This is a genomic window from Saprospiraceae bacterium, assembly GCA_026129545.1.
Classification (GTDB): domain Bacteria; phylum Bacteroidota; class Bacteroidia; order Chitinophagales; family Saprospiraceae; genus M3007.
Map to the genome: position 1 here is coordinate 1,150,136 of JAHCHX010000001.1, position 22,983 is coordinate 1,173,118.

The 22,983-nt window shown below is 52.0% G+C and carries 22 protein-coding genes; 12 read left to right on the forward strand and 10 right to left on the reverse strand.

All coding sequences use genetic code 11. From position 1 onward, the window contains the following. Positions 1–12: 12 nt before the first annotated feature. From KIS77_04220 to KIS77_04235, 4 genes are all read right to left on the reverse strand, one after another. Complete coding sequence (locus KIS77_04220) at positions 13–696, reverse strand: response regulator transcription factor (protein ID MCW5921525.1); 684 nt, start codon at positions 694–696, stop codon at positions 13–15. 24 nt (positions 697–720) lie between these two features. Then, on the reverse strand, positions 721–1,032 hold the full coding sequence (locus KIS77_04225; protein ID MCW5921526.1) for a type II toxin-antitoxin system RelE/ParE family toxin: 312 nt from the start codon (positions 1,030–1,032) through the stop codon (positions 721–723). 3 nt (positions 1,033–1,035) lie between these two features. Then, on the reverse strand, positions 1,036–1,254 hold the full coding sequence (locus tag KIS77_04230) for a hypothetical protein (protein MCW5921527.1): 219 nt from the start codon (positions 1,252–1,254) through the stop codon (positions 1,036–1,038). Between the two features lie 248 nt (positions 1,255–1,502). Continuing rightward, complete coding sequence (locus KIS77_04235) at positions 1,503–2,711, reverse strand: saccharopine dehydrogenase family protein (protein ID MCW5921528.1); 1,209 nt, start codon at positions 2,709–2,711, stop codon at positions 1,503–1,505. 126 nt (positions 2,712–2,837) lie between these two features. Here KIS77_04235 and KIS77_04240 point away from each other — a divergent pair, with 126 nt between their 5' ends. The 3 genes from KIS77_04240 to KIS77_04250 are packed head-to-tail and all read left to right on the forward strand — an operon-like array spanning position 2,838 to position 4,350. Continuing rightward, positions 2,838–3,614 carry a hypothetical protein gene (locus KIS77_04240; protein MCW5921529.1) on the forward strand — a complete coding sequence of 259 codons (777 nt, stop codon included), beginning with the start codon at positions 2,838–2,840 and terminating at the stop codon, positions 3,612–3,614. Between the two features lie 43 nt (positions 3,615–3,657). After that, the gene (locus KIS77_04245; GenBank protein MCW5921530.1) at positions 3,658–3,942 is read left to right on the forward strand and encodes a hypothetical protein; all 285 of its coding nucleotides are present in this window, start codon (positions 3,658–3,660) and stop codon (positions 3,940–3,942) included. A 6-nt stretch (positions 3,943–3,948) separates the two neighbouring features. Then, entirely contained in the window at positions 3,949–4,350 is a 402-nt protein-coding gene (locus KIS77_04250; protein ID MCW5921531.1) for a hypothetical protein, read from the forward strand. Positions 4,351–4,430: 80 nt separating this feature from the next. Here the strand turns inward: KIS77_04250 and KIS77_04255 are convergent, their stop codons facing one another. From KIS77_04255 to KIS77_04270, 4 genes are all read right to left on the reverse strand, one after another. After that, positions 4,431–5,504 (reverse strand): hypothetical protein, encoded by a 1,074-nt coding sequence (locus tag KIS77_04255; protein ID MCW5921532.1) that lies wholly within the window; start codon positions 5,502–5,504, stop codon positions 4,431–4,433. Positions 5,505–5,555: 51 nt separating this feature from the next. Beyond that, positions 5,556–6,164, reverse strand: a complete 609-nt coding sequence (locus KIS77_04260; protein ID MCW5921533.1) for an HAD family phosphatase — start codon at positions 6,162–6,164, stop codon at positions 5,556–5,558. 105 nt (positions 6,165–6,269) lie between these two features. Then, positions 6,270–7,376: a redox-regulated ATPase YchF gene (gene ychF, locus KIS77_04265; protein ID MCW5921534.1), complete on the reverse strand. Its 1,107-nt coding sequence runs from the start codon at positions 7,374–7,376 to the stop codon at positions 6,270–6,272. Beyond that, positions 7,376–7,585: a hypothetical protein gene (locus tag KIS77_04270; protein ID MCW5921535.1), complete on the reverse strand. Its 210-nt coding sequence runs from the start codon at positions 7,583–7,585 to the stop codon at positions 7,376–7,378. Before KIS77_04270 ends, ychF begins: the two co-directional genes overlap by 1 nt. A gap of 172 nt (positions 7,586–7,757) precedes the next feature. Here KIS77_04270 and KIS77_04275 point away from each other — a divergent pair, with 172 nt between their 5' ends. The 4 genes from KIS77_04275 to KIS77_04290 all read left to right on the forward strand — a co-directional run bounded on the left by KIS77_04275 (position 7,758) and on the right by KIS77_04290 (position 11,722). Further along, complete coding sequence (locus KIS77_04275) at positions 7,758–9,395, forward strand: FAD-dependent oxidoreductase (protein MCW5921536.1); 1,638 nt, start codon at positions 7,758–7,760, stop codon at positions 9,393–9,395. A gap of 88 nt (positions 9,396–9,483) precedes the next feature. After that, complete coding sequence (locus tag KIS77_04280; protein ID MCW5921537.1) at positions 9,484–9,876, forward strand: hypothetical protein; 393 nt, start codon at positions 9,484–9,486, stop codon at positions 9,874–9,876. A gap of 16 nt (positions 9,877–9,892) precedes the next feature. Beyond that, complete coding sequence (locus tag KIS77_04285; GenBank protein MCW5921538.1) at positions 9,893–10,603, forward strand: aquaporin family protein; 711 nt, start codon at positions 9,893–9,895, stop codon at positions 10,601–10,603. Positions 10,604–10,771: 168 nt separating this feature from the next. Beyond that, positions 10,772–11,722, forward strand: coding sequence for a hypothetical protein (locus KIS77_04290; protein ID MCW5921539.1), 951 nt, complete (start codon positions 10,772–10,774; stop codon positions 11,720–11,722). A 6-nt stretch (positions 11,723–11,728) separates the two neighbouring features. Here KIS77_04290 and KIS77_04295 read toward each other — a convergent pair whose 3' ends face one another. Further along, positions 11,729–12,898, reverse strand: a complete 1,170-nt coding sequence (locus tag KIS77_04295; protein ID MCW5921540.1) for a hypothetical protein — start codon at positions 12,896–12,898, stop codon at positions 11,729–11,731. A 172-nt stretch (positions 12,899–13,070) separates the two neighbouring features. Here KIS77_04295 and glpK point away from each other — a divergent pair, with 172 nt between their 5' ends. Together glpK and KIS77_04305 are read left to right on the forward strand one after the other, a co-directional pair. Next, on the forward strand, positions 13,071–14,555 hold the full coding sequence (gene glpK / locus KIS77_04300; GenBank protein MCW5921541.1) for a glycerol kinase GlpK: 1,485 nt from the start codon (positions 13,071–13,073) through the stop codon (positions 14,553–14,555). 104 nt (positions 14,556–14,659) lie between these two features. Further along, entirely contained in the window at positions 14,660–15,604 is a 945-nt protein-coding gene (locus KIS77_04305) for a class I SAM-dependent methyltransferase (protein ID MCW5921542.1), read from the forward strand. Positions 15,605–15,606: 2 nt separating this feature from the next. Here KIS77_04305 and KIS77_04310 read toward each other — a convergent pair whose 3' ends face one another. After that, positions 15,607–17,778 (reverse strand): alpha-L-fucosidase, encoded by a 2,172-nt coding sequence (locus KIS77_04310; protein ID MCW5921543.1) that lies wholly within the window; start codon positions 17,776–17,778, stop codon positions 15,607–15,609. 52 nt (positions 17,779–17,830) lie between these two features. Here KIS77_04310 and KIS77_04315 point away from each other — a divergent pair, with 52 nt between their 5' ends. From KIS77_04315 to KIS77_04325, 3 genes are all read left to right on the forward strand, one after another. Further along, complete coding sequence (locus KIS77_04315) at positions 17,831–18,637, forward strand: MOSC domain-containing protein (GenBank protein ID MCW5921544.1); 807 nt, start codon at positions 17,831–17,833, stop codon at positions 18,635–18,637. Positions 18,638–18,739: 102 nt separating this feature from the next. Beyond that, positions 18,740–19,432 carry a tetratricopeptide repeat protein gene (locus KIS77_04320; protein MCW5921545.1) on the forward strand — a complete coding sequence of 231 codons (693 nt, stop codon included), beginning with the start codon at positions 18,740–18,742 and terminating at the stop codon, positions 19,430–19,432. A gap of 320 nt (positions 19,433–19,752) precedes the next feature. Next, positions 19,753–22,929 carry a carboxypeptidase regulatory-like domain-containing protein gene (locus KIS77_04325; protein MCW5921546.1) on the forward strand — a complete coding sequence of 1,059 codons (3,177 nt, stop codon included), beginning with the start codon at positions 19,753–19,755 and terminating at the stop codon, positions 22,927–22,929. The last annotated feature ends 54 nt before the right edge of the window (positions 22,930–22,983 follow it).

The window sequence follows — 22,983 nt, forward strand, 5'->3', positions numbered from 1 at the left end:
GGGTTTGTTCGTTCACATTGCAAACTTATACCCCACGCCCCTTATGGAGTGAAAAAAGCGCGGACTTTTTGCATCTTCTTCGAAATATTTGCGGAAGGCGAGAATAAAGTTGTCAATGGTGCGGGTGCTGGGGAACACATCGTAGCCCCACACGGCTTGCAGGATTTGGTTGCGACTGACGACTTCGTTTTTGCGTTCCACGAGGAGTTTGAGGAGCATAGCCTCTTTCTTGGTCAACATGATGCTGTCGCCGCGGAAGGTGGTGGCCTCAAAAGTCTCGAAGTTGACTTTGTTGTTGCCGAATTCAAACACGCCGAGCGATTCGCCTTTCACGCGCTGGCTTCGTTGGAGCAATTTGCGCACGCGCAGCAGCAGCTCCTCCAAGTTGAACGGCTTGGTGAGGTAGTCATCAGCGCCTTTTTTTAGACCGGTGACGCGGTCTTGCGCCATGTCCTTGGCAGTCAGCAGAAGAATTGGGGTGGCGGTGTTGGTCAGGCGCACTTGCTCGGTGATGGTGAAGCCGTCCACGTCGGGCAACATCACGTCGAGCAGGAGCAGGTCGAAATGTTGGCCACCGATGAGGTCGAGGGCTTTGCGGCCGTTGGCGGTGCTGACGACTTCGTAGCCATCGAGTTCGAGATTGAGGCGGAGGGCTTCGCGGATGGATTCTTCGTCTTCTACAAGGAGGATTCGCATGGGAAAAGGAAGGATAAGGTGCTTCTAACCCAACTTATCGCTTCGTTTTTGCCAAATCTGCGAGTCGCGTTTTTCGTGCAGAATGGCGAAGACGATGATGCGCAAGTTGGGTTCGTCCACTATAAAATAAACTTTGTAGGGAAATTGTTTGACAAAGGCGAAGCGGCGGTTTTCGTATAGAAACCTTTGTCTTTCGGGAAATTGCTCGATGGACTCAAAGATTTCTGCCAAGCGAACTGAAAAATCGAACCCCAAACCTAACTTCTGCTCTTCGTACCAAGCTACGGCATTTTCGTAGTCTGCTCCGGCTTCATCTGAAATCTCGATGGTGTACATGAGTCAGTTTTTAGGCCAGTTGTATTTTGTTGCTGTTTCGGCCTGTACTTCCTTCCATGTTTTGCGATTTTTTTGTTGCGAGGCGGCCTGTGCGCGATTTTCCAAAAATGCTTTTCCAGCCTCCGTCAATTCGTGCTTTGTCAGAAATCCGGCCTCATCTTCCTCCGAAAGGAGTTGCGCGGAGATGCCCAATCTTTCGAGCAGGTCAACCAAAAATTTCATTTCTTCAGCTGACTTCGGTGTGACGACGAGAGAACCCATGAGCGTTTTTTGTTGCAAATTTAAAAGAAATAATCTGGCAGACAAAAATACAAAAAGCAGCAGCAAGTACGGTGAACTTTCAGTTCGCCATTGCCCGGTAGGGCAAAAAATACCGCGCTGGGATGTCGTGTTTTGATATTGTCAACATCCAAGCGCGGCAACTTTTCCGCCTTTGGCAGAATATCGAACTGGAAAGTTCGACCTACATTTCAATCCATTTCCAAATCAATATCCACCTTTTCATGCCACGGCAGCCCGTCCTTGTTTAGCCGCTCCATGAAGGGGTCGGGGTTGAACTCTTCGACGTTGAACACGCCTTTGCCCGCCCATTTTCCTTCCAGAATCATGCGCGCGCCAATCATCGCCGGCACGCCGGTGGTGTAACTCACGGCCTGTGTGCCAGTTTCTTTGTAAGCGTCCACATGCGAGCAGTTGTTCCAGACGTAGTAAGTGCGGGTTTTGCCGTCTTTCACGCCTTTGATGCGGCAACCGATGCTGGTGTAACCTGTGTAATTTTCGCCCAACTCTTCCGGCGCGGGCAACACGGCTTTTAGAAATTCAAGCGGAATAACATCCACGCCCTTGTATTTTACTGGCTCGATGCCCGCCATGCCGATGTTTTGAATCACGCGCAGGTGCGTCAGGTATTCTTGGCCGAAGGTCATCCAGAAGCGGGCGCGGCGGAGCGTCGGGAAGTTTTTGACAAGGCTTTCAAGTTCTTCGTGATAAATGAGATAGGAGCGTTTCGGGCCGATTTCGGGGTAGTTGATGTCTTTCCAAATTTCGTGCGGCTCGGTTTCTACCCATTGGCCGTCCTGCCAGTATTTGCCTTTTTGCGTCACCTCGCGGATGTTGATTTCGGGGTTGAAATTGGTGGCGAAGGCCTTGCCGTGGCTGCCCGCGTTGGCATCCACGATGTCGAGTTCGTGTATTTCGTCGAAGTAATGTTTGGCGGCGTAGGCCGTGAAAACGCTCGTCACGCCGGGGTCGAAGCCACAACCGAGCAGGGCGAGAATGCCCTTGTTTTTGTAGCGGTCTTGGTAAGCCCATTGCCATGAATACTCGAACTTCGCCACGTCTTTCGGTTCGTAGTTCGCCGTGTCCATGTAGTTTACGCCTGTTTCGAGGCAAGCGTCCATGATGGGCAAATCTTGGTAGGGTAGGGCGACGTTTATGACGAGTTCGGGTTGGAATTGGCGGATGAGCGCCACCGTTTCGGCTACGTTGTCGGCATCGAGGCGGGCGGTTTCGATTTTTTTGCCGCCGTATTTTTGAAAAATTGCGTCGGCGATGACATCGCATTTCGACTTGGTGCGCGAGGCGAGCATGATGTCGCCGAACACGTCGCGGTGCTGGGCGCATTTGTAGGCGACCACGCGGCCTACGCCGCCCGCGCCGATAATCAAGACTTTTGACATTAGTTGCTAAATGTTAATTGCTGACTGTTTTGTTTTGGGCAAAAGTAGCGAGAATGTCTATTTTTGAGCGGCAAAGTTGCGCTGTGGATTTTCCAACATATTGAAGTGCAAAACCAACAACGAGCAATGCACCAGAAATCGCTCCCTGTTTTCCGCGACATCGCGTTCAACCCGAACTACATCGAGGAGTACATCCCGATGCAGGCGCTGCACACGATGGTGTTTGACCGTTTTTGTGAGGATGGTTGGGTCTATTGGGCCGACTTGATATTTCGCCGCAACCATTGGGAATGGCGCGGCATCCCCTGTCGGGTGGTGATGTTGCGTATCCGGCTCAAAGGTTTTGAGTTCAGCAAGAGCCAGCGCAAATGCCTCCGTCGAAATGAGGACTTGACCGTGTCGCGCCGGGCGATTCAAATCACATCCGCGCACGAAGAGTTGTTCGAGCAACACGCCCGCCGCTTTGCCTACAATCGCCCAATGAGCATCTATGGCTTTTTTAGTTTTTTCAGCAGTATCATGCCGTGCTTTGGGGTGCAGTTCGATATTTTGAAAAACAGAAAACTGCTAGCGACCAGTTTTTTTCACATTGGTCGCAGGAGCGTGGCGGGCAATTATGGCATCTACGACCTGAACGAGGCGCAGCGAAGTCTCGGCACCTTCACGATGTTGAAAGAAATCGAGTTGGCTATGGAAGCAGGACGCGAGTATTACTATCCCGGATTTGTATATGACTTGCCGAGCGAGTTCGACTACAAACTTAATTTCAATAACTTGGAATACTACGACTGGTGGGGCAACTGGTATCCGCTCGAACGGCTGCCCGTGCGCGACTGGCGCGAGCATTGGGCGGTGGGGCCGCCGCTGGATTATGGGGCGGATGACAACATGATAATGGAATGACAGCCTCGAATGGCCTAACCGATACACACAAAAACATTTATTTATGAAACAATTCATTCTTTTTTTCGCGCTTTTCTCCCTGTTGTCCGCTTGTCAAAAAAGCAGCCCATTCGATATGCCACTGCCCATCAACAATCACATCCGTTTTGATGCACTTGAAGTTGGGCAGACTGCTCAATACATCGGGCTAAACGGGAGCGCCTATTTTTTTGAAAACATGTCCTTTAAACACTCCGACGACACGCTCCGGCTCGAAATCGTTGACAAGGATGCCAAAGGCTACAAGGTTGCAGAGTCGTTGCACTACGTCAGTTATGTGCATCCTTGACTGAATGTGTGGAAAGACAGTGTGTGCCATTACTACCTGCTTGTGTCGAACGACACTTTGCGAGTAAGCCCTGTCAACTCCGGGGAGTCTTTGCATTCTAGGATTTTTTCTCATCAAATTTCTCAAACAGGCCTTCCATTAGCCAAAATCACCTCGCCTAAGGTCGAGATTTTAGGCTGGAAAACGAGTTTTCCCAAGTGTGAATGTCGCCAGCAGGGTTTTGCCGAAAACTACGACTTGTTCGGGCAGACATATTCTCAACTGAACGTCATCGTGGAAAATACCGCCATGGCTTGGGATGGGGATGGCGAAACATACGTTTTTGCCAAGTCTCACGGCATTGTTCGCTTTTCCACATACACGCCATGGACGGGGGAAGGGTACGGCTGGGATTTGCTGCCGAAATGAACCAAAATTTCAGGGGTTGTTTTCCTTGTCTGTCTGCCTCATGGGTGATAGATAAGGTAAACAACCCCTGAAAACATCGGTCAATAACGCACGCGCAAGGCAATGCGCCGATAGGCGCTCAGCGCACCGGGAGGCATGAATACCACCGAGCCACCGTAGGTCATCACTGTTTCCGCGATTTCATCAATGATGTCGTCCACCACGCCCGGCGCGTTCGGGTCGCTATGTGGCACGAGCGCGTCGCCGTCAATGGCGGCAGGCTGAAAGAAATCCTTTTCCACATAGAGCGTGTCGGCACGTCCCTCTTGTGCGGCGCGGTAAATATCGGAGAGGTCATCGAGCAGTTTTTGGTCGCTCTGTGCCTGTTCGATTTCCACTAAGGCCGTCTCGTGGCGCTTTTTGTTGTATTCGCGCACCACTTCACTGGTCTTCTTGATGATTTCATGCGTAGAGGTATCGTCGTAGTTACCCACGATGTCGCCGACAATCCATTCGTTCTTGTCCGCTATCTCACGGTAGTAGGAAATGTTGCGTTCGGCACCTGCCAACACCACAGGCAGCGGCTCGGCCTTGTAGTAGTTTTGGAACTCTTTGTCAACGCGATTGAAAAACTCCTTGGAAAAGTTGTCCTGCACGTTGCCCATTGATTTTTGAAGGTTGTCGGTTGTATACACCGTGCCGTTCACGAAGGGGAATTTGGACTGCTCCGAGAACTCCTTCACGATGCGGTCGTTGACGGCTTGTAGCAACCGCGCTTTGCTGTGGCTGATGCAAAGCACATAGTAATGTTCGGTTTGTTGAAGGGCGCGCATGAGGTCGCGCGTGGCGAAGTTGGTGTCAATAATCACGCGGTCTTCCACAGCTACTGGGAGTTTGATGGCCTCGCTGATTTCGGCGGTAGCGAAGAGTGCCAGACTATCGAGATTGTAATTGTGGTCAATCTCCGACTCCAGTTTGCGCAGTCTCTCCATGATGGGCCACACGGTGCGCTTGTCGTAGGCCTCAAACAGGCGGGTCTCGGCCTCCGTGATGAGGTTTTTCAGCGTCACGGCATCTTGCTTGTTGTCTGGGTGTGTGCGGTGGGTGTTGAGCAGGATGCTGACAGCCGGGTCTGCCTGCACGAGTTTGAGTTGTTTTAGTTTGTTCTTGAGCATAACGTAGGTTTATGATTCAATGAAAAGATGTTGGCGGCACAGTAAATTTGGTCAAGCCAAAGCGCCCAACGATTTTAGCGTATCGCGCAAATGGCTGGCTCCTTGAAAATGGATGCCGCGTATCCCGACGGCTTCCGCACCTTCCACGTTTTTGAGGCTATCGTCAATAAAAACCGCTTGCGAAGGGTTCACCTCGTAGCGGCGGAGCAATATCTCATAAATATCGGCAAACGGCTTGCGCGTCTTCTCATCACCCGACACGACGATGCCCTCAAACCAATGGAGGAAGTTATATCTCGACAGCGCGACGGGAAATGTCTCGCCACTCCAATTGGTCAGTGCTAGCAAGCGATGCTGTTGGCGAGCGCGGAGTTCGCTCAACAAATCCACCGTCTCGTGAATCGGCCCTCCGAGCATTTCTTCCCAACGTCCGTAATAGGCCCTTATTTCGGGTTCCCAATCGGGGTGTTCGCGCACGAGCAACTCGGTGGCCAAAGCAAGAGGCCGCCCGGCATCTTGCTCCACATTCCAATCGTGCGTACAGATATTTTCAAAAAAATAGCGTCGCCGTGCCTCATCTGGGATAACCTCCCGGAAAACGTATTCGGGATTCCAGTCAATAAGTACGCCGCCGAGGTCAAAAATGATGGTGTCGAGCATTGCGGGTTGAATGAGTTGAATGGGTTGAATAAGTCGGGTGGCCTTCCCGGCAAGCGAAGCGGGCGGGGTTGAAGGGCTTGGCCGGGAAAGCCCTTCAACCCCGCCTCACACATTGAATCGGAAGTGCATGATGTCACCGTCCTGCACCACATATTCTTTCCCTTCGACGGCCATTTTGCCCGCCTCTTTCACTTTAGCTTCCGAGCCAAGTGCCACAAAATCATTGTATTTGATGACCTCGGCGCGAATGAAGCCTTTTTCAAAATCGGAGTGTATCACCCCCGCCGCTTCTGGGGCCTTGGCGCCTCGGCGCACCGTCCAAGCACGCACTTCTTTTTCGCCGGCAGTGAAGTAAGTGATGAGGTTGAGCAATTTATACGCCGAACGAATGAGTTTGTTCACGCCCGGCTCTGCAAGCCCCATCATTTCGAGAAATTCCTGACGCTCTTCGGGGGTGTCCATCTCGGCGATTTGTGCTTCTATGCCAGCGCAGATTAGGATGACCTCCGCGTTTTCGGCAGCCACCATTTTTTTGAATGCTTCCGTGTGCGCATTGCCCGATTCGATGGCGCTTTCGTCCACGTTGCACACATATAGCACGGGTTTGGCGGTGAGTAATGCCAAATCGCGGACAATGAGTGTTTTGCCGTCCTCATCCAAGTCGGCGAGCAGCTCGCGTGCCACCCGACCAGTCTCCAAATGGGCTTTTACTTTTGTCAGTATCTCAAGGGCTTTGAGGTCGTCTTTGTTGCCTGCTTTGGCGGCACGCGACACCTTGTCTATGCGTTTTTCGATGGTTTCGAGGTCTTTGAGGCCCAATTCGAGGTCAATGATTTCTTTGTCGCGCACGGGGTTCACGGAGCCATCCACATGCACCACGTTGTCATCGTCAAAACAACGCACCACATGCACGATGGCATCTACTTCGCGTATGTTTGCCAGAAATTGGTTGCCAAGCCCCTCGCCCTTGCTCGCGCCTTTGATGAGGCCAGCGATATCGAGTATTTCCACGGTGGTGGGCACCACTCGTTGGGGGCTCACCAATTCGGCCAATTTGTCCAATCGCTGGTCAGGCACGGTGATGATGCCCAGATTGGGGTCTTTGGTGGCAAAAGGGTAGTTCGCCGCCAATGCCTTGCCGCTGGTGAGGGCGTTGAAAAGGGTTGATTTTCCGACGTTGGGCAGGCCAACGATGCCGCATTGCAGAGCCATTAATTGTAGGGAATTAAAGTCATAAAAGCAATTGGGGTCATTTTTAAAAATGCGGTAATGACTTCTCTGTCGGTTTCAATTACCACCATGACCTTACTCAAAAACGGGCGCAAAGGTAGGAAAAGCAGCTGCGAAATTTTTGGCCAAAACAAAGTTTTCGTTGGCACATCCTCTTCGCCAACCATCAAGAATATACCTCGCGCCGCCAAGTTTTGGACATGGCTGTAATCGCAATCTGCTCAAAATCAGGGGCGCTTATTACCGCGTCCGCAAACATATTCAAGTCGCTGTAATCGCAATCTGCTCAAAATCAGGGTCATCAATCATGGTGAACTGACAAATCTTAGCAAATCAAGGTATAAAACAGGCACGTTCTACTCAATGAATCGAACTCAGCATCTGCAACGCCTTCAAAACGAAGTGTTTGACCTCTGCATCATTGGCGGCGGCGCGTCGGGCGCTGGTTGCGCGCTTGATGCCGCACTGCGCGGCCTCAAAGTGGCGCTGCTGGAAAAAACCGATTTTGCGGCAGAAACTTCCTCTCGAAGCACCAAACTCGTGCATGGGGGGGTGCGCTATCTGGAGCAGGCTTTCAAACGGTTTGATTTCGCGCAGCTCAAACAAGTGCGGCATGGGTTGGAAGAGCGCCACATCGTGTTGCGCAATGCCCCCCATCTGGCTCGCCCCTTGACGCTGCTGACCCCTGTGTTTGGTTGGCTGGAGGGCTTTTATTTTTCCGTTGGGCTGAGGCTGTACGACTGGTTCGCATCAGGCAAAGACGCTTTGCCGCGGAGCCGTTGGCTTGGCAGGATGGAGGCGTTGAGCCGCATGAGCGGATTGACGAAGCGGATTCACAGTGCGGTGCTGTATTATGATGGCCAATTGGACGACGCTCGTTATTGCCTCGCACTGGCACAAAGTGCGGCCCATGCGGGTGCAGCTCTGGCCAATCACTTGGAAGTGATTGGTTTTCAAAAAGATGAAAAGGAAAAACTAGCTTCGGCTCAGGTGTTGGACCGACTTTCTGGTGAACGCTTTGGGGTGAAGGCTCAGTTGTTTTTGAATTGTGCAGGCCCTTTCGCCGATTCCATTCGCCAGTTGGCCAATCCGACGCTTGGCTCCCGCATTCGCCCGTCCAAAGGGGTGCATCTCGTGTTGCCGCACAGCGTGCTTTCCAGCGACGATGCCTTGCTCATTCCCAAAACCCCAGATGGAAGAGTAGTTTTTGCCATTCCGTTTGAAGGCCAGTTGTTGCTCGGCACCACCGACGACGACTATGCGGATTTGGGAAAAGAACCCCTATTGGAAGCACCCGAAGTTGATTTTTTGCTGCAAACACTGGAGCCGTTTTTAGAAGAAAAAGTCGAAAAAACACAAGTCAAGGCTGGATTCGGCGGATTAAGGCCGCTGCTGGCATCCCCGGCCAAAAGCGGCACAAAATCCCTCGTTCGTGACCATGAGGTGGAACACGACCTGACCTCGAATCTGCTCAGCCTGTTGGGCGGAAAATGGACGACTTATCGCCTCATGGCTCGCGATGCCGTTGACAGGGTGTGCGGACTGTTGCAACACGAAGCACCGTGCCGCACCGAAACGCACCTGCTCGTCGGAGCGCAGGGATGGGACGCAAACTATTGGCAGAACATTCAACGAGATTATGGCCTCGACGCAGATGTTTGCCAACATTTGGCGAACAAGTATGGCACAAGGGCGAGCAAATTGGGGGATTTGACGAAACAAGACCCACGTTTGGGTGAACGGCTATTGAACGGACGGCCATACATCAAGGCCGAGGTGGTTTATGCCGCGCAAGAGGAAATGGCGTGTGCTTTGCGAGATTTTTTGGCACGACGCATTCGATTGGAAACGACCGATTGGCAAGCCGCCATGGAAGCCGCGCCCACAGTGGCCTATTTGATGGGAAACGAGCTTGGGTGGACATCGGCGCAACAACGGGCGGCAGTGGATGAGTATGTGGGGCAAATTCAAGTGCTTCGCCGACGGGCATCTGGCGAATAATTTTTCTCGATTTTAAGAATGGAGCGCGGAGAGGTTGTTTTACCTTTCGCCCTTCTCAACAAACCTGTTTTACCAACCCACCTTGTTTATGACCAACAACAAAAATTTCGCATACCTCTCCGATTTGCACTACGAACACCAGCTGTGGCGCAACGAACTGAATTTTTACAAAGAGGAACTCAATATCCTTGAGCATCGCTTGGAGGAAATAGTCTCAAAAAACACCAACAACGAAGTGGAGGCTGGGGTCGAATCATTTCAAAATCGCTTCGACCTCCAACGCGACCACATCAACATCCTGCGCAACAGTATCAAAAAACACGAGCATGGGCTGGCCGGATTTGCTCAGGAACACCCTATCGCTGTTGACCATGTGCACTTCAAGGACCACAGCGAGATTCGTGAAAAAATGGACCGTTTCCGCGAATTGTATCTCGAAATGAAAAACGAATTCAATCGCTTTGCCGTCAAGTGGTTGTGATTAAATCTTTTGCGAAATGCTCAATTTTATCGCCGAGCTATTTGGCACAGCACTCCTTATTCTGTTAGGCAATGGCGTGGTGGCAGGCGTGGTGCTCAAAGGCACCAAAAACGAAAACGCGGGTTGGCTCGTCATCACCATAGGATGGGCGTTGGGTGTCACCTTTGCCGTGTATGCTTTTGGCAATGCCAGCGGCGCACACATCAACCCTGCCGTCACGCTGGCCTTAGCCGCAACAGGCCAATTCGATTGGGCCAAAGTGCCTCTCTATGTGACGGGTCAAATGCTTGGGGCCATCCTCGGGGCCACACTTGTTTGGTTGCATTATTTCCCCCACTGGAGCCGCACGACCGACCAAGCGGCCAAACTTGCTGTCTTTTGCACCGCTCCTGCCGTACGCCATAAGCCCGCTAATTTTTTCAGCGAATTTCTTGGCACATTCGTCCTGCTTTTTGGGCTTTCCGCGCTGGGTGTCAACGAGTTTTCGCAGGGTTTGAAGCCATTGGCGGTGGGTGCGCTCATCGTTGCGATTGGCCTCTCTTTGGGCGGCACCACGGGCTGGGCCATCAATCCTGCCCGCGACTTGGGGCCGCGCATCGCCCACGCGCTGTTGCCGATCCAAGGGAAAGGAGGCTCGGATTGGGGCTACGCATGGATTCCTGTGATGGCACCGATTCTGGGCGGGATTTGCGGGGCGGCGGCATATCAGGCATTGTTGGGAGGATAGGTACGCACCCAAAGAAATTTGCCCTAGAATCTCGGCTCATGTTCCCAACTAACCGAGAGGTTGTTTTAAGAGGTTTTTCTGACAGGGCAGACGGGATACAGGGTTATTTTTGTTTTCAAAACCTGCCAATCCTGTCAACAAGTTGCCCCCACAAAAAAAACTTGAAGCATGGACAAGAGCATACTCGACCGAATATACGCCCAAACGGGCATTCCCGAACTTGTCGAAATTTTAAGCAATCGCCTCTCCTCGTCCGATTTAACTTCCCTTTTGTTGGCTGTTTTTTCAAAAAAAACCAAGCAAGTCACCGCAGCCGATTTGCTAAGCGCCTATCAGCAAAATCGCTTTGTGCGACCAGCGCCAGTGGATGCAGTCTCATTCATGGAATTTTCGCTCGACTGGCTAAGGACGGCGCAAGCAAATGGTTTTCAACCGCTTGAACTCTCGCCCGTAAGTCCTCTTGGCACTTGCTCGGTCGTGGCGACAGCGCATCAGGACAAAATACTCAGCGCGCTACGCGGCACGGAAGTGGTGGCCGACGCGACCAATGTGCTGGCTTTAGAAAGCGTTGTGCGGCGACAAGCGCAAGGCTTCCCGTCAGCGCCGACGCACTTCAGCGTGGCGCATCGCCATGTGCGAGCGCAGGAAGTTCCGAAAGTGCCGGGATTTAGCGCCCATTTCAGCATTTTAGGCTTGACTTCTGCCGGGCGCGACACGGGCGGTTTTGATTTTGAGAAAGAAAACCTGTGGCGGCAGGCAAAGTTTTACAAAACTTATTTTGAAGAAAAACTCGGTCTATCGCCAGTCAAGATTCGCTTCAAAAGCCTCGACACATATGGCGAGGAAAATCGTTTGTTCCAAGCTGTCTTGTCTTTTTTGCAAAAAACAGAACCCAGCTGGCAAATAGAAGTTATTGATAGCAAACAAGTTGAGCAAGAATACTATCGGCGTTTGCAGTTCAAAGTCGTCATTCCCGGTTTCGGCGGCCAAGAAATTGAAATCGCCGACGGTGGTTTCACTGATTGGACGCAACGACTGAGCGGCAACCGAAAGGAGCGGTTGCTGATTAGCGGCATGGGGCTGGAGTTGCTGTACAGAATGATGGGCAATACAATTTGAGAGGCTTCAAAGTTTTCCTTCTGGCAATCGGTTGGCCTTGATGCCCTCGACCTGTTTGGGTGAAAAGGGCGGTATCAGCAAGTCGGGCGTTTCGTGATAGCACCTGAATAAATCGGCGATAAAATGGAGCCGGTCGGGCAAATCAGCCCAGTCCACTGCGCCTGTGTCGCGCAAGCTGTCGGGCGAGGTGTCAATTCGTTCCAGCAAAGCAACCAAGTCAGGGTTGTTCAATTGTTTCAGCATGGAAGGAAACCCCGCTTTCAAATCATCGCCGAGTCGCAGTCGCAGCCCGTTGGGAAAGCCAAGCACCATCATCCGGTCGGTGAGAAACAAGCGAATACGCTGCCGCACGATGGTAAAAACCCGTTCGATTGCCCTATCCAGTGCCGTGGGCCGCCCGATAAAGCGCATGACCAGCAAGCCATAATATACAATCCAACTGCGGTTAGGGAAAAACGCGGTGACAAGACGGTACAAAAACGGACGAGGCTCTATCACCGATGATTCGAGCGCCGCCGCAATTTCCGGTTGCAGGCGCGTTTGTTCGTGAAAGCCAATTTCGAGATTCGCCAGCAAAATCAGTTCGGCCCTTGTTTTGGCATCCGGCTCGAAAAACGCCTGATAATACCGCGAAAAAGCCTGACGCAGGTATTGTTGGCCATCGGGCGGGTCGCCGGGCCGCAAGGCTTCACAAAAACGGTCTATATTATCGTCATCAAAAGTTGAGTCATCCACGCAAGTGGAGACAAAACGGGCGAACTCGCGCCCAATCTCCGCATACACCTTTTGGTTGCCTCGTGCCACTGCTACGCTGGCCCGTTCCATTGCGGCAGTGGGGTCCAACGCCTCCCACACTATTTGGCGAACGCTTCCCTTTTTCTGTTTCACGCCTTTCAGTCGAATGATTTCTTCTATTTCGACAATGGCCTGCTCAATGATGGGTGTTTTCATCAAGTTGGCCTCCAACGCCTGTGTAACATCTTCACGGCGAATTGTTTGACCAGCCTGTTTGGAAGCCCATGTCGCAAACGTGCACCAATTTGCGCACGGGCCAGTACGCTTCACCATAGCTGCGGACAACTCGTGATAACTTTGCGTGATTTGCAAATTGCGGACAGCGGGGTTTTCTAGCGCCGCAATTCGCTCGACTTCGGCGATAGGGGTGAATTGTTCCATTGTGGATAAATTTGTGGGTCAAACATACATTGACTTCCCGTACTTTCAGAAAGTTGGCATCTTTTGGAAAGTTTGAGTAAACGTCGTTTGGTTTTCAGTTTTTGAGTGACATTTACCCAAAGAAAAAATAACCCGAACCAACAACGGGCAACCAGCAACTTAACAACAATAAATGAACTACATCCTCGCCATTGACCAAGGCACCACCTCCACCCGCGCCATTGTGTTTGACAAGCAAGGCAATACGATTGCTGTGGCGCAACAGGAAATCACGCAGTATTTTCCCAAGCCCGGTTGGGTAGAACACAATGCGCTCGAAATCTGGGAAACCGTGCAGGCAACCGTGCGCGAGGTCGTAGGCAAGGTTGGCGCGGCCAACATAGCTGCCATTGGCATCACCAATCAGCGCGAGACGACCGTTGTGTGGGACAAACGCACGGGAAAACCCGTCTATAACGCCATCGTGTGGCAAAGCCGCCAGACGGTTGATATTTGCGAGGCATTGAAAGCCAAAGGCTTAGACCCAGAGGTCCGCTATAAAACTGGCCTGTTGATAGATGCCTATTTTTCCGGCACCAAAATCAAATGGCTTCTCGACAATGTGCCCGGCGTGCAGGCCGATGCCTTTGCGGGCAATCTGCTATTTGGCACCATTGACACTTGGGTGCTCTGGAACCTTACCGAAGAGCGCACCCACGCCACCGACTACACCAATGCCTCGCGCACCATGCTCTACAACATCCGCGAGCTCGATTGGGACGACGAGTTGCTCGCGTCATTCGACATCCCAAAGTCCATGCTGCCAAAAGTGATGGACTCGTCGGGCATTTTTGGGTACGCCAAGTCGGAGATTATGGGCATCGAGGATATTCCAGTATGTGGAATTGCTGGTGACCAGCAAGCCGCCCTGTACGGTCAAGGCTGCTTCGCCGAAGGCATGGCAAAAAACACTTACGGCACAGGGTGTTTCATGCTGATGAACACGGGGGCGAAGGCGGTGGCATCCAAAAATGGCTTGCTGACGACCATTGCTTGGGGGCTGAATGGGGAAGTGAAATACGCGCTCGAAGGCTCGATTTTCGTGGCAGGCTCAGCAGTAAAATGGATGCGCGACACGGTCGAACTAGTTGCCGATGTAGCGGAAACGGAACACCATGCGCTGAGCCTGTCGTCGTCAGAAGGCGTATATGTAGTGCCGGCTTTTGTTGGCCTCGGCACCCCTTATTGGGATTCGGAGGTGCGCGGCGCAATATTTGGCCTGACACGGGGAAGCAGCCGTTCGCACTTGATTCGCGCCACGTTGGAAAGTGTGGCTTACCAGACCAAAGATGTGCTTGACGTGATGGAGCGCGACTCGGGCATTCAACTCAAAACCCTGCGCGTGGACGGCGGCATGGTGCGCAACAATTTTTTGATGCAGTTTCAGAGTGACATACTTGGCGCAAATGTGGAACGCCCGGTGGTGCAGGAAACTACTGCCCTCGGCGCTGCTTACCTTGCTGGCCTTGCCGTCGGCTATTGGAAAGATGAAGCAGACATCGCAACAAACTGGCAACTCGACCGCTCGTTTAAGCCGCTAATGCCTCAAGATGACGCATCTCGTCTCTATCGAGGCTGGCAAAAAGCGGTGGAGGCCGCGAGGGTTTTTATACCTTGATTCGCTAGGATTTGTCAGATGCCATGATTGATGCCCCTGATTTTGAACAGATTGCGCTTTTATCCATGCCCAAAACATGGCGGCGCGGAGTATAAATTGTGAGCATGAACATCGAACAAAAACTTGAACCCTTTGCTAATCGTCTCGCCAAAATGCACAAGCACCTTGGCAAATGGGCGCGGCGACAAGGCATCACCTGTTATAGAGTTTATGACAACGACATTCCTGGCACACCGCTGGCGATTGATATTTACGAAAATATCGTGCATGTGGCGGAGTATGCCCGCGACCACGGCATGGAGCCTACTGAACACGCCGCTTGGCTCGATGGCTGCTTGAGAGTGGTCAGCGAGGTGCTTGGCGTCTCATCCGAATTGATTTATCTGAAATTTCGCCAGCGGCAAAAAGGGCTTCGCCAATACGAACGGTTTTCGCGTGTTGGCTCCGAGTATATCGTCCGCGAAAACGGACTTCGTTTTTTGATAAAACCCGCGGACTACCTTGATGTCGGGCTTTTTCTCGACCATCGCAACACCCGCCTTATGGTGCAACAAGAGGCCGCTGGGAAACGGGTGCTGAATCTTTTTGCTTACACTGGTTCGTTCACCGTGTATGCGGCGGCGGGTGGTGCGTCAGAGACGTTGACCATAGACATGAGCAACACTTACCTTGAATGGGCGGACCGCAATTTGTCGCTCAACAATTTTTCGGACAAGAAACACCGCTTGCTACAAGCCGACGTGTTGGCTTGGCTCGAACAGCCGCCCGGCGAACTGTTCGACCTCATCATTGTCGACCCTCCCACTTTCTCGAACAGCAAACGCATGGACGACACGCTCGACATCCAACGAGACCATGTGATGTTGCTCAACCGAACGCTCCGTTTTTGTGCGCCGGGAGGGACGGTGTATTTTTCCACCAACTACCGCCGTTTCAAGATTTGGGAGGAAGAAATTCGCGCTTCGGCAATAAAGGACATTTCCAAACAAACGGTGCCGGAGGATTTTAGGAACAAGAAGATTCATCAAAGTTTCAAGATTCTGAAATGAGGTCAATGCCCCAGCATACTCCCCGGAATCTCTTGCCGCTCCTTTCCTAACGGTGCGTATCGAACTTTGAGGCCGTATCCTCCCCCCACATTGTAATAGATGAGCTTGAACTTATGCCATCCTTTCTGGAGGTTGACCAACCCTGTCTTTTCTTCCATGCCATGGTCTCCATCGTTATCCACCACAATCTCATTGTCAATATACAGCACGCTTCCGTCGTCTGATTCTGTCCAGAATTGGTATCCACCCGTCTCGGGGATATTGATGTAGCCATTCCAGACCATACCGCATTTTGAAGAGACGCACAATGGGTGCAGCGAGAAATCAGGGGCGACTCCGCTCGTTTCCACAAAACCATTTTGCACATTTTCGGAAGTATATTTTTCGCGGGTAGTCATCAGTGCCATGCTCAGTCCGGGTTGGGGAGCCATCACAAACTGTACACTTGGCTTTTGAGCATAAAGCAGCACTTCCGCTGAGGCATCGTTGCTCTCGAGCAATCCTGTTTTGTAAGCCTTGGCCCGCACCACGCACTCTTTGGTTGGTGAGAAAGGTTTTTCAAAAGCAGCCGAGCTGGGCTTGGGGTCGGAGCCGTCGGTTGTGTAGCGAATAGTGACACCGGTCGCGGAGGAACCGATTTGCACGGTAGGAGCCATCGTTGAAGGGTCATAGTTTACGGTGATTTGTGGTTTTGGCACGAAAGCGCCAAAGTTGGCGATTTTGACCGCGAAGGCGTGGGGCGATTTGATTTTGTTGGGATTGTATTCTGGCAAAAAAACAGTCGTCTTGCCGGGCGAGTTTTCCCAACGCAGTTTTTCCTTGGTTGCCAGAAAAGTCACTTCTGTTCCTGCTGGCAACTGCAAGTCTTTCAAAACCAACTTTTTGTCGTCGGGATATTTTGGCAAAACGGCATAGAGCGCATTCGATTTTGGGTTGTAGGTAAAAAAGACCTCTTTCACTGCGAAACCGGGAGCGGGGTCAATAGTTTGCTTAAGTAGCGCATCGCCAGAGGTCTTCCAGCCGTCCACAAGTTCGGCTTTCCAGTCGCGGCGCCCCTCGCTCCACTGGCAAGGAGTGCGCCAGCGGCGCGTCCCGTAAATGGCTTCGCCATTGATGCTGAGCCATTGGCCGATATCAAGCAATCGTTCTTGCATGATAGGCGGAATCATGCCATGCCCATCCGGTCCGATATCGAGCAAGAAATTGCCGCCCCGTGAGGCTTTGTCCACGAGGTGCAGCACGAGCGATTGCGTCGAATTGTAGTCCCATGCGTTCTCTGCGCGGTTGTACCCATACGAAAATCCCATGCCTCGGCTTTCCTCCCACGCATGGTCTTCAAAGTCCAAATCTGGCTGGTATTCGGGAGTGTAAATGCCGCCATGATGAAATCTGACACCACTTCCCCAGCGGTCGTTGGCCACCACACGGTCGCGCACAGGGCTGTTGGTATAGAGCCATGCGAGAAACTGCGGCGATTGCCATACATCGGGCGTGGCATCCCAATCACCATCCGACCACACCACCCAGGGTTGATATTTGTTCACCAATTCATAAAGCTGCGGCATGGCGTGTTCGCGGGCGTATCGCGCTTGGTCGGATTTCCAGAGGGGATTGAACCACTCGTATAGTGAAAAATAAAAGCCGGGCTTCACGCTCGTTTTGCGCAGCGCGGAGAACAAGTCGCCCACAAGGTCGCGCTTGGGGCCTCGCACATCGCTGCTCCACGGAAAGCCCCATGTGGCGGAAGCTTGTTCGTTGGGCCAAAGGCAGTAGCCATCGTGATGTTTTGAAGTCAGCACGACATACCGGGCGCCTGCTTTCTCAAACAACCGTGCCCATTCGTCAGGCTCCCAAAGGCTGGCGTGGAAATCGTCGGCAAGGTCATAGTAGGTGCGTGAGCCAAAGTTCTTTTGGTGGAAATCGCGGATTTTGCCGTCGTGCAAATTTTTTTCCAATGAGTTTTGATACCACTCGGCATAGTTGCCCAACGTCGTGTAGGCTGGCACGGAATACACTCCCCAGTGTATAAAGATGCCAAATTTGGCATCAAGCCACCACTCTGGCGTGGGGCGACTGTCGAGCGACGACCAATCCGGCGTGTACACAGGGGCTTGTGCGGCGAGAAAGAGAGCGAGGGGGACGAAGAATAGCAGCGTAAAAAATGAGCGAAGCATAGGCGAAGCAAATTGATGAGTTGATTCGGACAAATGTAAACAAATTTGTCCCATGAAAAGGCTTTCCGAAATCTGGATTTACCCCATCAAATCTTTGGGAGGCATCTCCCTGCCAACGGCCAAAGTGCAGCCTCGCGGCCTACAATACGACCGCCGATGGATGCTGGTGGACGGAGCAGGGCGATTTGTCAGCCAGCGCGAGCTCCCCCATATGGCGCTGCTCGGCACTTCCATCGAACCACCGCACTTATGTGTCTTTGTCAGAGAGAATCCCCTTGAAAAAATCAATGTGCCATTAGAGGTTCCGATAAATGAACCGGAAAAAATGCGGGTCGAAGTGTGGGGCGACAAGTGTTGGGCCAATATGTTGCCGCAAGAGATAAATAATTGGTTTTCAGAAAAATTGAAACAAAACCTCCGGTTGGTTTTTATGCCCGACACCACCCGTCGTTGGGCCGACGGGCGTTACGCCCCCAAAGGCCAACACGTCAGTTTTGCCGATGGGTTTCCCTTTTTAGTGATAGGCCAATCCTCGCTCGACGACCTCAACCGCCGCCTTGCGCAGCCGCTGCCGATGAATCGTTTCAGGCCCAATTTTGTCTTCACGGGTGGCGAGCCTTTTGAGGAAGATGCCTGGGCTGATTTCACCATCAGAGATGTGCCTTTCAGGGGCGTAAAACCATGCGGGCGATGTGTCATCACCACAACCGACCAAACGACAGGCATCCGAGCTGCGGAGCCATTGAAGACCTTGTCCACTTTTCGCAAGGTAGGCAACAAAATTTTGTTTGGTCAAAATGCAGTGTGGGTAGGGGAGGGGGACGCATGGGTGCGGGTAGGCGACGCGCTACATTGTTGAACAATTTTTCGGCACAACCTTTCGCTGAATTAAACTTTCCGTACTTTTGCCCGCCTTTTTGAAAAGGAAAGTTTTAAACCTTGTAATTTTTTGAACTGAACAATGGCAAAACGCAAAGTCTCTCCGGCGGTTGAGGAAGTAACGGTGCAAGAAGTGAATGCTAATCCTGCGCAAAAGATTTGGGAAAAATATCCGAACCTGCTACCCTATACATTGGGTGCCATCGCTGTGCTGATTGGCGGCTGGTGGCTCTACAAAAGCATGATAGTGGCTCCCAAGCAAAAAGAAGCGGTGGCTGCCATGTGGCACGCCCAACAGATGTTCGAGCGCGATTCGTTTCGCTTGGCACTCGAAGACCCCGGTGGTGGCTTCGATGGTTTCCTCACCCTTGCCGACAAATTCAGCGGCACTCCCGCCGGCAACTCTGCCAACTACTATGCCGGCATTTGTTACCTTCAAATGGGCGATTTCGACAACGCCATCAAGTATCTCAAGAAGTTCGATGGCGAAGGGAATCTTTTGCCAGCCATGAAGCACGGGGCGCTTGGGGATGCGTATTCCGAAAAAGAGGACTACGGTGCCGCGCTGAAACATTACCAAAAAGCGGTGGATGCCACTGACCATGATTTGTTGGCAGGTTATTATCTGAAAAAACTCGCGCTGCTAAATGAGTATCAAGGCAACAAGGATGCCGCGTTGAAAGCTTTCGAGCGTCTTCGTCGTGACTATCCCAACCAGTCGTCCTCTGATTGGCGCGATGTCGAAAAATACATTTATCGCCTCGGCGGGAAGTAATAGAGCGCAAAAAGGTGGGTATTAGAGCGCCAGCCCGCTCGAATATTGGACAAGCCGTGAATCGTCATGTAACCGACGGTTCACGGCTTTTTTGTTTGCAATTGAAAATCAATACAAAAGAAATGGAGCCATTTTCAAAAAGTGTTTACATTTGCCCCGTCCCTCTCTCAAAAGATAGTCTCTCCACTTCAGCTCATTGTGGCAATAAGGGTGTTTTTCATCCGTTTTTGCCTTGAATGAGCAGGTTTTGCCATTCAATTATTCCATTACTGCGGCAAAACCCAACGTTCACACAAACAGTAACTTTTAAAACCACTGCTATGAGCACTATTTTTCGCGCAGGGTGGTTGGCCTTCGCGCTTGTGTGCGCGGCCAACGTGATTTTGGCCCAAGCCTCTATTTCCGAAGACCTTCAACGCGCCAACAAGCAATTCGACCTCCAAGCCTACAATCTCGCGCTCAAAACCTACAAGCAAGTGCTGGACAAAGATGCCAACAACGGCCAAGCACTTGCACGCATTGCCGAATGTTATGTTCAACTGAACCAACCGGAAGCCTCACTCGACTGGTATCGCCGGGCGGTAGAGCAACGCGAGCCAAACTCCGATGTTCAGTTGCGCTATGGTAGGGCTTTGATGATGCGTGGCGACTACGACAACGCCAAGCGCCAATTTTTAGAGTACGCTGCTCTCAATGACAATGCAAACGAAGTGGGTCGCCACTTCGCCAATATGTGCGATTTTGCCATCAGAACAGCTAAAAAAACGCCCGACTACATCGCTCGCAACGAGGCCATCAACACTTCGTCCTCCGATTTTGGCCCGTCGTTCTATAACAATCGCGTGGTGTATAGCTCCTCCCGGACGGATATCGTTCGCAAAACGCAATCAAAACCTTCCTCCGACTGGACTGGAGGCTCGGCCAACCAGTTGTTTGTGACACAGCGCAATCCCGAAAACGGCTCCTTGCAAAAACCTGATTTTTTTCGCAACGACTTGCAAAACAGTTACAACGAAAGCCCAGTGAGTTTTTCCACTGATGGCAAAAAGGTGGCGTTTTGCAGAAATACATTTGTCAACGGTGCGCGTCAACTCGCCGAAAAAGGCTCGAACATGAGCCTTTACATCGCCGACGTGGTCAATGGAGAGTGGGTCAACGTCAAGCCGTTCCCATACAACGGCACTGATTTTTCCACTGGCTTTCCTTGTTTGATTGGCACCGGAAACTCCCTGTTGTTTGCATCGAACAACCCCGCCACCACCACTGGTGGAAAAGGATGGGATATTTACCTTTCTCAATTCGTCAATGGCGAATGGAGTACCCCTCGCAACTTGGGAGCGCCCGTGAACACTCCCGGCAATGAAGTGACACCTTATTATGACGGAACGGATTTGTATTTCTCCTCCGATTGGCACAATGGATTGGGCGGGCTTGATGTGTTCCGCGCCGAAGTAGCCAAAGAAAGCGTCAAAAACGTTTATCATCTCGGGCCGGGCATCAACTCCTCTTACGACGACTATGGCTTTATCTACAATAGCCAAAACAAGGTGGGCTACCTGACCAGCACGCGCCCCGGCGGGCGCGGCAATGAAGATATATGGCAAATAACCTACAATGGCAGCGGCATCGCAGCGGCTTCGACCAACACGCCAGCTTCTGCTAACTCGTTGTCTGATGTGCTCTCTGGCCGAGCTTCGAGAACTACCGCGCCAACCCCACAGACATACAATGCGTTGTCTGGTCAGCCTGATGCCTCCGCCACCTCTATCCAAAGCTATTACTTGCTCGTGACCGATGCTTTTGGAAAACCACTTCCCGGCGTTGACGTGGATATGCTGGAATGTGGAGGCGACAAGGGCCAGACGGATTCAGAGGGCAAATTCTATTTTTCACCCTCTGCCCAAGCGCCCAACTGCTTTTTTGACTTGAGCAAGAATGGTTACGAAGGCTCTCGAGTGGAGGTGCGGGAATACGGAAAGCACAATCTCACCGTCTCCCTTTCCAACGACAAGCGCCAAGAATTTAGCGGTGTTGTGTTGGATGCTCGCACGAGGCAGCCATTGAGTAGCGTCACCGTTGATTTTGTTGACAAAGGCAAAACCATCCGCACACAAACCGACCAAAATGGTGGTTATACACTTGATTTGGTGCCGGGTGTCACATACAACATCGAGTACTCGCGCTATGGCTACAAATCCGCCAAAATGCAGATGCGCCCAACGGTATCGCCATTGGGCAACAGACTTACAGAAGTAACGCTCGCGACGGAAACGAGCGGAGCTACCGCCGCCAACAGCACCGTCACGCCGCCCCCCACCAGCGCTTCCACTCCCACGCAATTCACAAATCCCGCAGCACAGTCCACCCCAACACAATTCAGCAACCCTGCCGCAGGGAACCAACCCGCTCCAACACCCGTGCAACACAGCACGACGACGAGCCGGACAACGAACCCTGCTGCCGCCCCCACCTCACAACCCGCACCTACCACGTTGCTAACGGCCAAACAAGGGCAACCGGAAACGCCTTCTCAAACCCAGCAAGAGTTCAACGGGTATTCTGTGCAACTCTCAGCCACGCCTGCCAACACAACGGAGACCGACTCAAGAAAATACGAGACACTCTCAAAACATGGGAATGTTTACACAAAATTGGAGGACGGCAAGAACAAAGTGCGACTCGGTATTTTCCCGACAAAAGAAGAGGCACAAAAGGTATTGAAGGATGTCAATAACAACCCGCAATTCAAAGGCGCTTTCATCGTGGCTGAGCGCGGAGCTGACAAAAGTCTTATTTTGGGCAAACAGCAGAGCACGACAGCTTCGCCAGTCCAGTATAGCACCCCGACTGCCAGTGCCGCAAGAGGCATTACCCCCGCCAACACTACCAGCGCCGCAGCCGCAAAGGCGTCAGTATGCTATGCCATCCAATTAGAACCAGCTGCCTCAGGCAAGTCAATTGCTGTGAAAAACTACTCAAGTGTGACCGACCTTGGCAATGTGTACGGGAAAATGGACAATGGCGTTGTCAGAATGCGCTTGGGCGTTTGGTCTGACTACGACGACGCGGAGGAGGCACTTGACAAGGTGAAGCAAAAAGGCTTCAAGGATGCCCTCATCGTGACGGAAAAATCAACCGACGAAAGCATCCAAGAATATCACATTAAAAAAGCCGCTCCCGGCGCGACGACCAATGTCGCCCCTGTTCAACATACTACCGCTTCAAAACCGAAGGCCAACGACGGCTCTAAGTACTACGTCCGTCTTTGCGCCTTGTCGGACCCCAGCAAATTCGATGCAAAAAAATTGGAAGGCTCAGGGGTCAACGGTAGCGTGGAAAAGTGGCCGGTTGGCAATAGTGGCCTCACGGCCATCGTGCTCGCGGGATACTCCAACCTCGAAGCTGCCGAGCGCGATAAAGACAAGGTGCGAACCAATGGCTTCCCCGAGGCTTATGTGGTCCGGGAGTTGAACGGAACTGTCACAAGAATCAAGTAAGCAGTTTCATGCAGGGGAACAAAAAAAGGGATACTCATTCGAGTGTCCCTTTTT

What these genes read in the sequence shown, in the direction of transcription:
- KIS77_04220 (MCW5921525.1), bottom strand. Translation starts at nt 696, where the DNA reads ATGCGAATCCTCCTTGTAGAAGACGAAGAATCCATCCGCGAAGCCCTC.
- KIS77_04225 (MCW5921526.1), bottom strand. Translation starts at nt 1,032, where the DNA reads ATGTACACCATCGAGATTTCAGATGAAGCCGGAGCAGACTACGAAAAT.
- KIS77_04230 (MCW5921527.1), bottom strand. Translation starts at nt 1,254, where the DNA reads ATGAAATTTTTGGTTGACCTGCTCGAAAGATTGGGCATCTCCGCGCAA.
- KIS77_04235 (MCW5921528.1), bottom strand. Translation starts at nt 2,711, where the DNA reads ATGTCAAAAGTCTTGATTATCGGCGCGGGCGGCGTAGGCCGCGTGGTC.
- KIS77_04240 (MCW5921529.1), top strand. Translation starts at nt 2,838, where the DNA reads ATGCACCAGAAATCGCTCCCTGTTTTCCGCGACATCGCGTTCAACCCG.
- KIS77_04245 (MCW5921530.1), top strand. Translation starts at nt 3,658, where the DNA reads ATGAAACAATTCATTCTTTTTTTCGCGCTTTTCTCCCTGTTGTCCGCT.
- KIS77_04255 (MCW5921532.1), bottom strand. Translation starts at nt 5,504, where the DNA reads ATGCTCAAGAACAAACTAAAACAACTCAAACTCGTGCAGGCAGACCCG.
- KIS77_04260 (MCW5921533.1), bottom strand. Translation starts at nt 6,164, where the DNA reads ATGCTCGACACCATCATTTTTGACCTCGGCGGCGTACTTATTGACTGG.
- ychF (MCW5921534.1), bottom strand. Translation starts at nt 7,376, where the DNA reads ATGGCTCTGCAATGCGGCATCGTTGGCCTGCCCAACGTCGGAAAATCA.
- KIS77_04275 (MCW5921536.1), top strand. Translation starts at nt 7,758, where the DNA reads ATGAATCGAACTCAGCATCTGCAACGCCTTCAAAACGAAGTGTTTGAC.
- KIS77_04280 (MCW5921537.1), top strand. Translation starts at nt 9,484, where the DNA reads ATGACCAACAACAAAAATTTCGCATACCTCTCCGATTTGCACTACGAA.
- KIS77_04285 (MCW5921538.1), top strand. Translation starts at nt 9,893, where the DNA reads ATGCTCAATTTTATCGCCGAGCTATTTGGCACAGCACTCCTTATTCTG.
- KIS77_04290 (MCW5921539.1), top strand. Translation starts at nt 10,772, where the DNA reads ATGGACAAGAGCATACTCGACCGAATATACGCCCAAACGGGCATTCCC.
- KIS77_04295 (MCW5921540.1), bottom strand. Translation starts at nt 12,898, where the DNA reads ATGGAACAATTCACCCCTATCGCCGAAGTCGAGCGAATTGCGGCGCTA.
- glpK (MCW5921541.1), top strand. Translation starts at nt 13,071, where the DNA reads ATGAACTACATCCTCGCCATTGACCAAGGCACCACCTCCACCCGCGCC.
- KIS77_04305 (MCW5921542.1), top strand. Translation starts at nt 14,660, where the DNA reads ATGAACATCGAACAAAAACTTGAACCCTTTGCTAATCGTCTCGCCAAA.
- KIS77_04310 (MCW5921543.1), bottom strand. Translation starts at nt 17,778, where the DNA reads ATGCTTCGCTCATTTTTTACGCTGCTATTCTTCGTCCCCCTCGCTCTC.
- KIS77_04315 (MCW5921544.1), top strand. Translation starts at nt 17,831, where the DNA reads ATGAAAAGGCTTTCCGAAATCTGGATTTACCCCATCAAATCTTTGGGA.
- KIS77_04320 (MCW5921545.1), top strand. Translation starts at nt 18,740, where the DNA reads ATGGCAAAACGCAAAGTCTCTCCGGCGGTTGAGGAAGTAACGGTGCAA.
- KIS77_04325 (MCW5921546.1), top strand. Translation starts at nt 19,753, where the DNA reads ATGAGCACTATTTTTCGCGCAGGGTGGTTGGCCTTCGCGCTTGTGTGC.